This is a genomic window from Xenorhabdus stockiae (assembly GCF_002632825.1).
Classification (GTDB): Bacteria; Pseudomonadota; Gammaproteobacteria; order Enterobacterales; family Enterobacteriaceae; genus Xenorhabdus; species Xenorhabdus stockiae.
In genome coordinates this window covers 39,231-52,305 of sequence record NZ_NJAJ01000011.1, presented here as the reverse complement: position 1 = coordinate 52,305, position 13,075 = coordinate 39,231, and the positions used below count along the sequence as shown (strand labels likewise).

12 protein-coding genes are annotated in these 13,075 nt (G+C 44.6%); all 12 read right to left on the bottom strand.

Features of this window, described 5'->3' with window-relative positions:
* Window positions 1–2 precede the first annotated feature (2 nt).
* Window positions 3–434, bottom strand: a complete 432-nt coding sequence (gene tolR / locus Xsto_RS07370; RefSeq protein ID WP_086953752.1) for a colicin uptake protein TolR — start codon at window positions 432–434, stop codon at window positions 3–5.
* Window positions 435–453: 19 nt separating this feature from the next.
* Entirely contained in the window at window positions 454–1,143 is a 690-nt protein-coding gene (tolQ, locus tag Xsto_RS07365) for a Tol-Pal system protein TolQ (protein WP_099109113.1), read from the bottom strand.
* Window positions 1,140–1,544 carry a tol-pal system-associated acyl-CoA thioesterase gene (ybgC, locus tag Xsto_RS07360; RefSeq protein WP_169926603.1) on the bottom strand — a complete coding sequence of 135 codons (405 nt, stop codon included), beginning with the start codon at window positions 1,542–1,544 and terminating at the stop codon, window positions 1,140–1,142. The genes tolQ and ybgC overlap by 4 nt, the downstream gene beginning before the upstream one ends.
* A 124-nt stretch (window positions 1,545–1,668) precedes the next feature.
* The gene (gene ybgE / locus Xsto_RS07355; RefSeq protein WP_099124640.1) at window positions 1,669–1,959 is read right to left on the bottom strand and encodes a cyd operon protein YbgE; all 291 of its coding nucleotides are present in this window, start codon (window positions 1,957–1,959) and stop codon (window positions 1,669–1,671) included.
* Window positions 1,959–2,075, bottom strand: coding sequence for a cytochrome bd-I oxidase subunit CydX (gene cydX / locus Xsto_RS07350; protein WP_099109110.1), 117 nt, complete (start codon window positions 2,073–2,075; stop codon window positions 1,959–1,961). The genes ybgE and cydX overlap by 1 nt, the downstream gene beginning before the upstream one ends.
* Before the next feature lie 13 nt (window positions 2,076–2,088).
* Window positions 2,089–3,228, bottom strand: coding sequence for a cytochrome d ubiquinol oxidase subunit II (gene cydB / locus Xsto_RS07345; RefSeq protein WP_099124639.1), 1,140 nt, complete (start codon window positions 3,226–3,228; stop codon window positions 2,089–2,091).
* A 14-nt stretch (window positions 3,229–3,242) separates the two neighbouring features.
* On the bottom strand, window positions 3,243–4,829 hold the full coding sequence (cydA, locus tag Xsto_RS07340) for a cytochrome ubiquinol oxidase subunit I (RefSeq protein ID WP_099109108.1): 1,587 nt from the start codon (window positions 4,827–4,829) through the stop codon (window positions 3,243–3,245).
* Window positions 4,830–5,469: 640 nt separating this feature from the next.
* Window positions 5,470–6,345 carry a succinate--CoA ligase subunit alpha gene (gene sucD / locus Xsto_RS07335; protein ID WP_099124638.1) on the bottom strand — a complete coding sequence of 292 codons (876 nt, stop codon included), beginning with the start codon at window positions 6,343–6,345 and terminating at the stop codon, window positions 5,470–5,472.
* The gene (sucC, locus tag Xsto_RS07330) at window positions 6,345–7,511 is read right to left on the bottom strand and encodes an ADP-forming succinate--CoA ligase subunit beta (protein WP_099109106.1); all 1,167 of its coding nucleotides are present in this window, start codon (window positions 7,509–7,511) and stop codon (window positions 6,345–6,347) included. Before sucC ends, sucD begins: the two co-directional genes overlap by 1 nt.
* Window positions 7,512–7,865: 354 nt before the next feature.
* Window positions 7,866–9,083 (bottom strand): 2-oxoglutarate dehydrogenase complex dihydrolipoyllysine-residue succinyltransferase, encoded by a 1,218-nt coding sequence (gene odhB, locus Xsto_RS07325; RefSeq protein ID WP_099122485.1) that lies wholly within the window; start codon window positions 9,081–9,083, stop codon window positions 7,866–7,868.
* Between the two features lie 15 nt (window positions 9,084–9,098).
* A complete protein-coding gene (sucA, locus tag Xsto_RS07320; RefSeq protein WP_099124637.1) occupies window positions 9,099–11,906 on the bottom strand; it encodes a 2-oxoglutarate dehydrogenase E1 component in 2,808 nt (935 codons plus the stop codon).
* 415 nt (window positions 11,907–12,321) lie between these two features.
* The gene (locus Xsto_RS07315; protein ID WP_099109102.1) at window positions 12,322–13,038 is read right to left on the bottom strand and encodes a succinate dehydrogenase iron-sulfur subunit; all 717 of its coding nucleotides are present in this window, start codon (window positions 13,036–13,038) and stop codon (window positions 12,322–12,324) included.
* Window positions 13,039–13,075 lie beyond the last annotated feature (37 nt).

The window sequence follows — 13,075 nt, the reverse complement described above, 5'->3', positions numbered from 1 at the left end:
ATTCAGGCGCCAATAGGCTGAGTCATTAAACCCACTGATTTCACTCCCGCCTGACGAAGCATATTCAGAGCCTTGATGACTTCATCATAAGGAACTTCTTTTGAACCCCCAATCAAGAAAATTGTTTTAGGGTTAGCTTTTATCAGAGTTTGAGCTTCAGCAATAATTTGTTGCTCTGGTAATAATTCCAGACGCTCCTGATTAACAACCATGTTGTACCGCCCTACCCCAGAGACCTCTACTATGACGGGAGGATTATCAGTGCTGGAAACCGTTTTCGAGTCCACTGAGTCAGGTAGATCAACCTCTACGCTTTGCGTAATAATGGGTGCGGTTGCCATAAAAATCAGCAGTAAAACCAGTAACACGTCCAGCAAGGGAACGATATTGATTTCGGATTTTAGCTCACGTCTGCGACTGCGAGTGCGCGCCATTCGCTTTTCCCCTTACTTTTTACGACTTGTTAGTATTAGAAACAAAAGCCTGACGGTGTAATATCGCCAGAAATTCTTCCATAAAATTGTCGTAAGTTTGTTCCAGTTTATTGACACGCTGATTCAGACGGTTATAAGCCATAACGGCAGGAATGGCTGCAAACAGACCGATTGCTGTTGCAATCAGAGCTTCTGCGATACCGGGTGCAACCATCTGTAACGTTGCCTGTTTCACTGATCCCAACGCAATGAAAGCGTGCATAATACCCCAAACTGTCCCGAACAGGCCGATATAAGGGCTGATAGAACCGACGGTACCCAGGAATGGAATATGATTTTCCAGTGTTTCCAATTCACGGTTCATGGAGATACGCATAGCACGGGAAGCCCCGGTCAGAATAGCTTCAGGCGCATGGCTGTTTGCCTGATGTAAACGAGAAAATTCTTTAAAGCCAGAATAGAAAATTTGTTCAGTGCCGCTTAATGAATCACGATGTGACTGACTCTCTTTATAAAGGCGGGACAATTCAATCCCAGACCAGAATTTATCTTCAAATGCTTCCACTTCCCGAGTGGCGGAATTCAGAATTCTTGTTCTTTGAATAATAATCGCCCAAGAGACGACAGAAAAACCAATCAGAATTAACATGATCAGCTGTACTAAAAAGCCTGCCTTCAGGAATAAATCTAGGATGTTCATGTCAGTCACTGCTTAAACTCCGCGACAATAGACTTTGGAAGCGCAATAGGCTTCATTTGAGATGAATTTACGCAGACAACCAGACATTCTGCGTTACTGATAACTACATCATTACAATCAATTATCCGTTGAGTAAATGTCAGCGAAGCACCGCGGATATTCGTCACTTCGCACTCCACAACCAGCTTATCATCTAATCTGGCTGGCTTCCGGTAGTCAACGGTCATACGACTGACAACAAAACCAATTTGTTCATCCAACATATACTTCTGGTGGAAGCCCTTATCACGCAACATTTCTGTGCGGGCTCTTTCATAAAAAGCCAGATATTGAGCGTGATAGACCACACCACTAGCATCTGTGTCTTCGTAATAAACACGGATAGGCCAACGGAACAACATATTACTCACACATAATCCTAATCAGACTAATTGACGCTGCCACTATACTTAAGACAATAGCGCTTTGGAATGACTTGTTATTAAACTAGTCAAAAAAATTTATGGGCCAGTGTCCTGTAAAATTACAAATAGTTTACTTAAAGAAATGATATAAGCCAAAAATAAGGATTAAAAGTGCGGGTAATGGATGAAAGAAGAGACGCCAGACAAAATGTTTAGGATTAAATCCAACGCCAAAAATAACCCCGGAACAAATTGCCCAAATCAGTAAAATACCCTGCCATATCATCAACGAACTGGTGTTCCATGCAAATCGGGTCGGATCCCACAAAATACAGAAAGCAAGCCCTAAAGCCATAATGAGGATAAGGGCCCTCAACAGGCCCTTATTCATTATTAGCTGATAAAGTCTATCAACCAACATTATTTTTTGTCACTCTCAGTTACTTTTTTTGACTCACTGTGCTCAAGAGCTAAAGCCGCAATAATGGCAAAACTACAAGCTAAGAGCGTTCCGAGAATCCAGGCAAAATACCACATGTGCTATGCTCCTTTAGTACAGTGAATGTTTGTTGTTTTCAATGTAACCCTTATCCAGACGCCCGAAGGTTTTGTAGTAACACCAGATGGTGTATGACAAAACAATCGGAACAAAGATAAGCGCAACAACGAACATAATTTGTAGTGTCCACTGACTGGATGTTGCATCCCACATGGTCAGACTGACATTTGGATCAAGGCTTGATGGCATCACAAACGGGAACATGGATATCCCTGCGGTCAAAATAATGCAGGCAACCGTCAATGATGAGAACAGGAAAGCCCAGGCACCTTTATCCAGTTTGGTGGCTAACATAGTCAACAGAGGGAAAACCACACCCAGTGCAGGTATCGCCCACAATATCGGCTGGTTATTAAAGTTGATCAGCCATGCACCTGCCTGTTGAACCACTTCTTTATGTAATGGATTAGATACGCCGTTTACATCCAGACCGCCAGTCACAACATAACCATCGATACCGTAAATCAGCCACACACCCGCCAGTAAGAAAGCCACTGCTGTGATTAACGCACAAACCTGTGTCGCAGTACGGGAACGAAGGTGCAATTCACCTGTAGTACGCATTTGCAGGTAAGTGGCTCCCTGCGTAATGATCATCATCAAACTGACAATACCAGCGAGAAGACCATAAGGATTCAGTAGCCCGAAGAAAGATCCTTCATAAGATACGCGTAAATAAGAATCTACCGCCAGTGGCACACCCTGTAACAGGTTGCCGAATGCCACACCAATCACCAACGGTGGCACGAAACTGCCGACAACAATCCCCCAATCCCACATATTACGCCATTTTCTGTCTTCCAGTTTTGAACGATAGTCAAAACCGACCGGACGGAAGAACAGAGCCGCCAGTACCAGAATCATCGCGACGTAGAAACCGGAGAAAGCAGCAGCATATACCATTGGCCAGGCAGCAAATAATGCTCCTCCAGCGGTGATTAACCACACCTGGTTGCCATCCCAGTGAGGGGCTACAGAGTTAATCATGATACGACGTTCAGTGTCATTTTTGCCAATAACCCGCAACAGGACACCAACCCCCATGTCAAAACCATCGGTCACTGCAAACCCGATTAGCAACACACCAATCAGCAGCCACCATATAAATCGTAATACTTCATAATCAAGCATAAGTGGACTCCCGCTTACTCAATACTGTTCACTGAAGAATTCTTCGTTGAAGAAACGGCTTTTTGTTCAAAATGATAGCGCCCTGTTTTGAGGCTACTCGGGCCAAGACGGGCAAATTTGAACATCAGGAACATTTCAGCAATCAAGAACAAGGTATACAGACCACAAATCAGTGCCATTGAGAAAATCAGATCCCCGACACTGCGTGTCGAAGCGGCAACTGCGGTTGGTAATACTTCACCAATTGCCCACGGCTGACGGCCATACTCTGCAACAAACCAGCCTGCTTCAACAGCAATCCACGGCAGTGGAATACTGAACAGTGCTGCACGCAACAACCATTTCTGCTGACCGATACGGTTACGGATAACACTAAAGAATGCCAGGCCAATAACCAACAGCATGATAAAGCCACAGGCAACCATGATACGGAATGCAAAATAGAGTGGAGCTACACGTGGAATAGAGTCTTTCGCAGCTGCTTTGATTTGTTCTTCTGTCGCGTTTGTTACCTCTGGAGTGTAACGTTTGACCAGCATACCGTAGCCAAGATCTTTCTTACTTTCGTTGAATGCGCTACGTACTGCCGGATCAGTATTGCCTGCACGCAATTCTTCGAGTAACTCATAGGCTTTAAGTCCGTTACGGATACGTTGCTCATGCTGACTCATCAAGTCACGCAGACCAATCACAGGAGTATCAGTTGAGCGGGTCGCTATAAGACCTAAGACGTAAGGAATATGGATGGAGTATTTATTTTCCATCTTATCCTGATCAGGAATTCCTATCAGTGTGAATGCAGCCGGAGGTGCCTGTGTTTCCCATTCTGCTTCAATCGCAGCCAGTTTGGTTTTTTGCACGTCCCCCATTTCGTATCCGGATTCATCACCCAGTACAATGACAGACAATACTGCCGCAATACCAAAACTTGATGCAATTGCAAAAGAACGCTTAGCAAACGAAATATCGCGCCCTTTAAGCAGATAGTAGGAGCTTATTCCCAAGACGAAAACCGCGCCTGTCACATAACCAGCAGCAACAGTATGAACGAATTTCACCTGAGCAACAGGGTTCAGCACAAGCTCGCTAAAGCTCACCATTTCCATACGCATGGTTTCAAAATTGAAATCAGATGCAATCGGGTTTTGCATCCAGCCATTCGCAATCAGAATCCATAAAGCAGAGAAGTTAGAACCTAATGCAACCAGCCATGTTACCGCCAGATGTTGTTTCTTGCTGAGACGATCCCAACCGAAAAAGAATAAACCAACAAATGTGGATTCAAGGAAGAAAGCCATCAGGCCTTCAATGGCTAATGGTGCACCAAAAATATCACCAACATAATGTGAGAAATATGACCAGTTTGTTCCGAACTGGAACTCCATAGTCAAACCTGTTGCAACACCCAGAGCAAAGTTAATACCAAATAACTTACCCCAGAATTTCGTCATATCTTTATAGATTTGCTTGCCAGACAGGACATATACCGTTTCCATTATCGCAAGCAAGAACGCCATGCCGAGCGTCAATGGTACGAATAGGAAATGGTACATAGCAGTTAAGGCAAACTGTAATCGTGACAGTTCGACAATATCAAACATCTTGACTCCTTGCTCCTAGCAGGAAGACACCGACTTGCGGCAACCCGACTTCATTAAATGAAAGTCTCGTAACTACCAGCAATAAATGCCTCAAACACAACAACAAATTATTAAGTAAATCAAATCCAGTATAAATCTCAATAATATTACGCCTATATTCACACACAATAAATAGCTTTTACGTGACTCAGACTAGAATTCTGAATACAGACTAATAGTGCCGTTCATTTATGAGGTAATATCTCTTTATTCTAGATCAATTAAATCAATTTAAGCGAACAGAATTTATAGTAATAAATTGATTTTAGTCATTTTTTTCATTTTCTTGTTAAGTATTTCAGCTATTATTTCATTACAGTTGATTTAGTGTTAATTATTTGTTGCCAATAATGCCTGTTAATATATTTTTTGCTGTGGAAAGCATTATAAAATTAACTTTTCATTTTCATTATTAGAAAAATATATTTTTTTAGCATTTATAATTAAATTAATCGATTAAATAGGGATTTCTAAAAATAAGTTAAATTTAATTTAAAAATATTACTCTGTATAAAAAGACTAACTTACTGTTTATATTATAAATAAAAATAAAAAGGCTGCTTAAAAGCAGCCTTTTTCTATAAAAATAGCTTATTTTGGACTATTTTCCTGCCAATAAACCTTTTACTGCATCTCCGATGTCAGCAAGGCTACGAACAGTCGTCACGCCAGCGGCTTCCAACGCTGCGAATTTCTCATCCGCAGTGCCTTTACCACCCGCGATAATCGCACCAGCATGCCCCATGCGCTTACCTTTAGGTGCTGTCACACCAGCGATGTAAGCAACGACAGGTTTCGTTACATACTCTTTGATGTACGCAGCAGCTTCTTCTTCTGCTGTTCCACCAATCTCGCCGATCATGACGATAGCTTCAGTTTGTGGATCCTGCTGGAACAGTTTCAGGATATCGATGAAGTTTGAACCCGGAATTGGGTCACCACCGATACCAACACAGGTGGATTGACCTAATCCTGCATCAGTTGTCTGTTTCACCGCTTCATATGTCAAAGTACCTGAACGGGATACAATACCCACTTTACCTGCTTTATGAATATGACCAGGCATAATGCCGATCTTACATTCACCCGGAGTAATCACACCCGGGCAGTTAGGGCCGATCATGCGAACACCGGCTTCATCCAGTTTTACCTTAACAGTCAGCATATCCAGAGTCGGAATACCTTCAGTAATGGTAATAATCAGTTTAATGCCAGCTTCAATAGCTTCCAGAATGGAGTCTTTACAAAATGGTGCCGGTACATAAATAACAGAGGCTGTTGCACCTGTTGCTTCAACCGCTTCACGAACGGTATTAAACACAGGCAGGCCAAGGTGTTCAGTGCCACCTTTACCCGGTGTGACACCACCAACCATCTGAGTACCGTAAGCAATCGCCTGTTCTGAGTGGAAAGTACCCTGACTACCAGTAAAACCCTGACAAATCACTTTGGTGTTTTTATCGATTAAAATAGACATTATTTATTCCCCGCTGCTGCGACTGCCTGTTTAGCTGCGTCTGTCAAACTGGTTGCTGCTATAATATTCAAGCCGCTATCAGCCAGTTTTTTCGCACCCAGTTCAGCATTGTTTCCTTCCAGACGAACAACTACCGGTACATGAACACCAACTTCTTCCACAGCACCAATAATACCGTCGGCAATCAGGTCACAACGGACGATCCCACCAAAGATATTTACCAAGACAGCTTTTACATTTTCATCTGACAGGATGATTTTAAATGCCTCAGTAACACGCTCTTTTGTTGCGCCACCACCAACATCAAGGAAGTTAGCAGGTGCACCACCGTGCAGTTTGACAATGTCCATCGTTCCCATTGCCAGACCAGCACCATTTACCATACAACCAATATTGCCATCCAATGCAACATAATTCAGTTCCCATTGTGCAGCCTGAGCTTCACGAGGATCTTCCTGTGAAGGATCGTGCATTTCACGCAGTTCGGCCTGACGGAACATCGCGTTACCATCTGCACCCAACTTTCCATCCAAACAGATAAGATCACCTTCAGTTGTAATAACCAACGGGTTAATTTCAACCAGAGCCAGATCACGCTCAAGGAAAAGGTTTGCCAATCCCATGAAAATCTTGGTGAATTGACCGACTTGTTTACCAGTCAAACCTAACTTGAACGCCAGTTCACGGCCTTGATAGGGCATAGGGCCAGCCAGTGGGTCGATGATTGCTTTATGAATCAGTTCGGGCGTTTCTTCCGCCACTTTTTCTATTTCGACGCCACCTTCGGTAGAGGCCATGAACACTACACGACGTGTACCACGGTCAACAACAGCCCCGAGATACAGCTCCTTAGCAATATCAGTCGCTCCTTCTACCAGAATCTGGTGAACAGGTTGACCCTGTGCGTCAGTCTGATAGGTTACCAGCCGTTTACCCAGCCATTGTTCAGCAAAAGCACGAATATCTTCTTTGCTATTGACGACTTTCACACCACCAGCCTTACCGCGACCGCCTGCATGAACCTGACATTTAACGACCCAAGGACCTGAACCAATCTTGGATGCTGCTTCTTCTGCTTCGCGCGGCGTTGTGCAGGCATAACCAGCTGGTGCTGGTAAACCATACCGTGCAAAAAGTTGTTTTGCCTGATACTCGTGTAAATTCATGATGTTCTATCCATAATTTAATCTAAGAAAGGTAATTAACCTTCTATACCTGCGCATTACAAGCTACAGCTTTATTTACTGCATTTCGAAATTAACAGGGTATATTTTGTTGCTCGGATATGGCCAGCCCGAAAGCTGGCCGCATGGTTTGTTACATCAACACTTTTTACATCAACATCGTTTATACACTTTATCTTTCAAGTTGCCTCTTTGTTGGCTGCGTTCGCTCACCTCAGTTACATAGTTATCTATGCTCCTGGGGATTTACTCTCTTGCCGCCGCGACGCATCTTGAAATCCATTGTGTATACTTCAGACTGGGCGGAATTTAACACCCTCCGCCCTGATGGTGATGCTATACATCCAGCAACAAACGTGTTGGATCTTCCAGCATTTCTTTGATGGTCACCAGGAAGCCTACAGACTCACGTCCGTCAATCAGACGATGGTCATAAGACAGTGCCAGATACATCATTGGAAGGATCTCAACCTGACCATTGACTGCCATTGGGCGATCTTTAATGGCATGCATGCCCAAAATCGCACTTTGTGGTGGGTTAATGATCGGAGTGGACATCAGAGAGCCGAAAACACCACCATTAGTAATGGTGAAATTACCACCGGTGAGTTCATCAACGGTCAATTTACCGTCACGGCCTTTAATAGCCAGCTCTTTGATGGTTTTTTCGAGATCAGCCATGCTCAGGGCATCTGCATCACGTAATACTGGAGTTACCAGACCACGTGGAGTCGATACCGCAATGCTGATATCAAAATAGTTGTGGTAAACCACGTCAGTGCCATCAATTGAAGCGTTAACTTCTGGATAACGTTTCAGTGCTTCAACAACAGCTTTCACATAGAAGGACATGAAGCCCAGACGAACACCATGACGTTTTTCAAACGCATCGCCGTATTGCTTACGCAGTTCCTGAATTGGTTTCATGTTGACTTCATTGAAAGTCGTCAACATTGCCGTATTGTTCTTCGCTTCAAGCAGACGCTCTGCAACACGCTTACGTAAACGTGTCATTGGTACGCGTTTTTCACTGCGGTGAGGCAGTTCAGACTGCTGAGCGGCTGGTGCAGATGCAGCAGGTTTAGCGCTCTCTTTTTTGTTCGCAGCGATATGCTTTTCTACATCTTCACGCACAATACGACCACCTACACCACTGCCTTTAATCGCAGCCGGATCTAAATCGTGCTCTGCAATCAGACGACGAACTGCCGGGCTAAGAGCATCGTTACTCTCATCTTCCAAAGAGGCAGTCTGGCGCTGTGCCGGAGTTGCCTCAGTGGTTTCTTTCACCGCAGCAGGCATGCCAGCACTGTTACTCAGGCTAATACGGCCAAGCAATTGCTTAGACAATACAGTGGCGCCTTCTTCTTCCAAAATAGCTTCCAGAACACCTGCTTCACTTGCTGGTACTTCTAAAATCACTTTGTCAGTTTCAATTTCAACCAGGATGTCATCACGCTCGACAGCATCACCCGGTTTTTTGTGCCATGTTGCAACAGTCGCATCCGCAACAGATTCAGGAAGGTCTGGAACCAGAATTTCTACGCTACTCATTTTCTATCCTTAAATTTATTCAACGTTCAGTGCGTCATTAACCAGAGCTTGCTGTTGCGTCTGGTGAACGGACGTATAGCCCACAGCCGGGGAAGCAGAAGCCGGACGCCCTGCATAACGTAAAGAAGCCCCAAATGGGATCGCTTCACGGAAATTATGTTGACTACAATACCAAGCCCCTTGGTTCAGGGGTTCTTCCTGACACCAAACGAAATCATGAACATGAGCATACTGCTCAAACAGATTCTGCAAATCTTGACGAGGGAATGGATATAGCTGCTCAATACGAACAATAGCAACATCACTCTGTTCATTCTTACGACGCTGTTCCAGCAGATCGTAATAGACTTTACCGGAGCAAAGTACAACGCGTTTCACACCTTTCGGATCTAAAGCGTCAACTTCGCCAATCACTGTCTCAAACTTACCGTCAGCCAGTTCATCCAGACTGGATACTGCCAATGGATGGCGCAGCAGTGACTTAGGTGACATAACGATCAGAGGACGACGCATACCACGCAGAGCCTGACGGCGCAGCATATGATAAACCTGAGCCGGAGTTGATGGCACACAGACCTGCATGTTCTGTTCTGCACATAATTGCAGATAACGTTCCAGACGTGCAGATGAGTGCTCTGGGCCTTGCCCTTCATATCCATGTGGAAGCAACATAACCAGACCACACATACGGCCCCATTTCTGCTCGCCAGAGCTGATGAACTGGTCAATAACTACCTGTGCTACGTTAGCAAAATCACCAAACTGAGCTTCCCAGATGGTCAGCGTGCGTGGCTCTGTTGTTGCATAACCGTATTCAAACGCCAATACTGCTTCTTCAGACAGCACGGAATCCCATACGTTGAATTCACCCTGACCATTGTGAACATTTGCCAGAGGCACATAAACAGAGGCATCAGTCTGATTATGGATAACCGCATGGCGGTGGAAGAATGTACCACGACCAGCATCTTCACCGGACAGACGTACCGGAACACCTTCATCAACCAGAGTTGCATACGCCAGTGTTTCTGCCGCGCCCCAGTCAAATAATTTGTTTCCATTAGCCATTTCTGCACGGTCAGCGTAGATTTTTGCAACGCGGGAATGCATTGCGACTTCAGCCGGAATGGCGCTGATACGTTTGCCAAGATCTTGCAAGCGCTTCATATCCACCTGATGTGGATACTCTGCATCCCATTCATGGTTCAGATAAGGTTCCCATGTGAAGGAATGCAGGCCCATTGGACGCCACTCATCCACGACACAATCACCGTGATCTAATGCGTCACGATATAAGTTGGCCATTTCAGTGACATCATTAGGTGACAGCAGATTTTCTGCGATAAGTTTATCTGCGTAGATCTTGCGTGGTGTTGGATGTTTCTTGATTTTCTGATACATCAAAGGCTGAGTTGCGCTTGGCTCATCAGCTTCGTTATGCCCGTGACGACGGTAACAAACCAAATCAATCATCACGTCACGTTTAAACGTATTACGGAAATCCAGAGCCAGACGAGTCACAAAAGTAACGGCTTCCGGATCATCTGCATTAACATGGAAGATAGGTGCCTGAACCATCTTCGCAATATCAGTACAATATTCGGTTGAACGGGTATCTTTAGGATTAGAAGTTGTGAAACCAATCTGGTTGTTAACCACAATTCGAATTGTGCCACCAACTTCATAGCCGCGCGCCTGAGACATGTTCAGTGTTTCCTGAACAATCCCCTGCCCTGTTACTGCTGAGTCACCATGAATGGTCACTGGCAGAACCATGTTACTGCGGCCTTCATCGAGGCGGTCACGGCGAGCACGGACAGAACCAATAACAACAGGGCTGACAATTTCAAGGTGAGATGGGTTAAATGCCAGCGCCAGATGCACTGGTCCACCATCAGTTTCGAAATCAGAAGAAAAACCCTGATGGTATTTCACGTCACCCGTGCCAAGATGCTCTTTATGCTTACCAGCAAATTCGTCAAACAGATCCGCTGGTTTTTTACCGAATAAGTTGACCAGAACGTTGAGGCGCCCACGGTGAGCCATTCCCAGTACAACTTCACGAGTATCTTGTTTACCTGCGTGACGGATAAGTTCTTTTAGCATTGGAATCAGCGCATCACCGCCTTCAAGGGAGAAACGTTTCGCCCCCGGGAACTTAGCACCTAAATAGCGTTCCAAACCTTCTGCTGCCGTCAACTCCGCCAGAAAACGACGTTTTTCTTCCGTACTGAACTGTGAACCCACTGCCACAGATTCCAGACGCTGTTGGAGCCAGCGCTTTTCCTCTGTATTGGTGATATGCATATATTCCGCACCAATAGAACCACAATAAATGCGCTTCAGGGCGTCATATAAATCAGCCAGTTTCATCGTCTCTTTGCCGATAGCAAATGAGCCTACGTTAAATGTTTCTTCAAAATCTGCTTTGGTTAAATTATGGAAAGCAGGATCGAGATCTGGTACAGGTTCCTGTTTCCATAATCCCAATGGATCAAGGTTCGCATTTTGATGACCGCGGAAGCGGAATGCGTTGATTAGCTGCAAAACCTTAACTTGTTTTGCATCCATTGCTGGATCGCTGACTGAAGTGTGGTAACGAGTGGCATCCTTTGCCAGACGACGGAAGTAATCACGTGTCTGTGAGTGAAGTTGTTCCCCGTGAAGTCCCGCATCCGGTAATTGTTGGAATATTTCTCTCCAACCTGCATCAACAGAATTAGGATCGGTTATATAGTCTTCATAGATTTGCTCTATGTAAGACTGGTTTGCACCAGCCAGAAAGCTTGAATCCAGCCAGTCCTTCATTGCACCGTTCTGCATTGTGATCCCTTAAGCTTTAAAAGCTTTAGTTTTCGCCGTGGTTAACAAATTCCGCTTTATTAAGCGGTGTTGATAAAAGGTTCATTTGGACGTGCTTAATGCATGTTCTTTATTTGGGTTATCCTACCCTTCAAGGAACCTTTAAAAACTGAAGTCAGTTTTTAAAGGTTCCTTATTTTACTGAAACATGCGCCGTCATTAGCAGCAGGCAATTTATCATCTTTCATTCTTTATGCCCTCCACCAGATTGATATTTATTTCAAAAATGTGGAGGGCAACCTTATATGCATTATTTGCACACAATTTATGTGTTATTTATGCACTATATCTTTTGTCTTTCAAGCCGCTTCTTTGTTAACCGCGATGCAGCCTGAAATCCATTAGATATATATATCGACCTATCAGTAATATTTAATTAAGCACTGTGTCTTAACAACATAGACTTAATATGACCAATCGCTTTTGTTGGATTCAGACCCTTAGGACATACATTGACGCAGTTCATAATTCCATGACAACGGAACACACTGAATGCATCATTCAGACCATCAAGTCGGGATGAAGTTTCAGTATCCCGGCTATCAATCAGGAAACGATATGCCGCTAACAGACCCGCTGGCCCAATAAATTTATCCGGATTCCACCAGAATGACGGACAAGACGTCGAACAGCAGGCACACAAGATACATTCATAAAGGCCATCCAGTTTTTCACGCTGCTCTGGTGATTGCAGGTGTTCACGCGCAGGAGGGTTTTTACCGTCATTAATTAAATAAGGACGGATTTTCTCATATTGCGCATAAAATTGGCCCATATCAACGACCAAATCACGGACAACCGGCAAACCCGGCAGAGGACGGATAACAATCTTTTTGTTTCCACGGCGCAAGGCTGAAATGGATGTAATACAGGCCAGCCCATTTTTACCGTTCATGTTCAAACCGTCGGAACCACATACACCCTCACGGCATGAACGACGGAATGACAAGGTTGGATCCTGCTCCTTCAACTGGATGAGGGCATCCAGCAGCATCATGTCACGCCCTTCTTCCGCTTCCAGCGTGTAATCCTGCATACGGGGTGCGTTGTCTACATCCGGATTATAACGATAAATTGAGAATTCAAGTTTCATAATCTATTTCTCCGCAACTGGAACATCGGCAACGCAA

Bases quoted from the DNA above. Each gene is read 5' to 3' on its own strand.
- cydA (WP_099109108.1), bottom strand. From the start codon at position 4,829: ATGTTTGATATTGTCGAACTGTCACGATTACAGTTTGCCTTAACTGCT.
- tolR (WP_086953752.1), bottom strand. From the start codon at position 434: ATGGCGCGCACTCGCAGTCGCAGACGTGAGCTAAAATCCGAAATCAAT.
- ybgE (WP_099124640.1), bottom strand. From the start codon at position 1,959: ATGTTGGTTGATAGACTTTATCAGCTAATAATGAATAAGGGCCTGTTG.
- cydB (WP_099124639.1), bottom strand. From the start codon at position 3,228: ATGCTTGATTATGAAGTATTACGATTTATATGGTGGCTGCTGATTGGT.
- sucD (WP_099124638.1), bottom strand. From the start codon at position 6,345: ATGTCTATTTTAATCGATAAAAACACCAAAGTGATTTGTCAGGGTTTT.
- cydX (WP_099109110.1), bottom strand. From the start codon at position 2,075: ATGTGGTATTTTGCCTGGATTCTCGGAACGCTCTTAGCTTGTAGTTTT.
- Xsto_RS07315 (WP_099109102.1), bottom strand. From the start codon at position 13,038: ATGAAACTTGAATTCTCAATTTATCGTTATAATCCGGATGTAGACAAC.
- odhB (WP_099122485.1), bottom strand. From the start codon at position 9,083: ATGAGTAGCGTAGAAATTCTGGTTCCAGACCTTCCTGAATCTGTTGCG.
- sucA (WP_099124637.1), bottom strand. From the start codon at position 11,906: ATGCAGAACGGTGCAATGAAGGACTGGCTGGATTCAAGCTTTCTGGCT.
- sucC (WP_099109106.1), bottom strand. From the start codon at position 7,511: ATGAATTTACACGAGTATCAGGCAAAACAACTTTTTGCACGGTATGGT.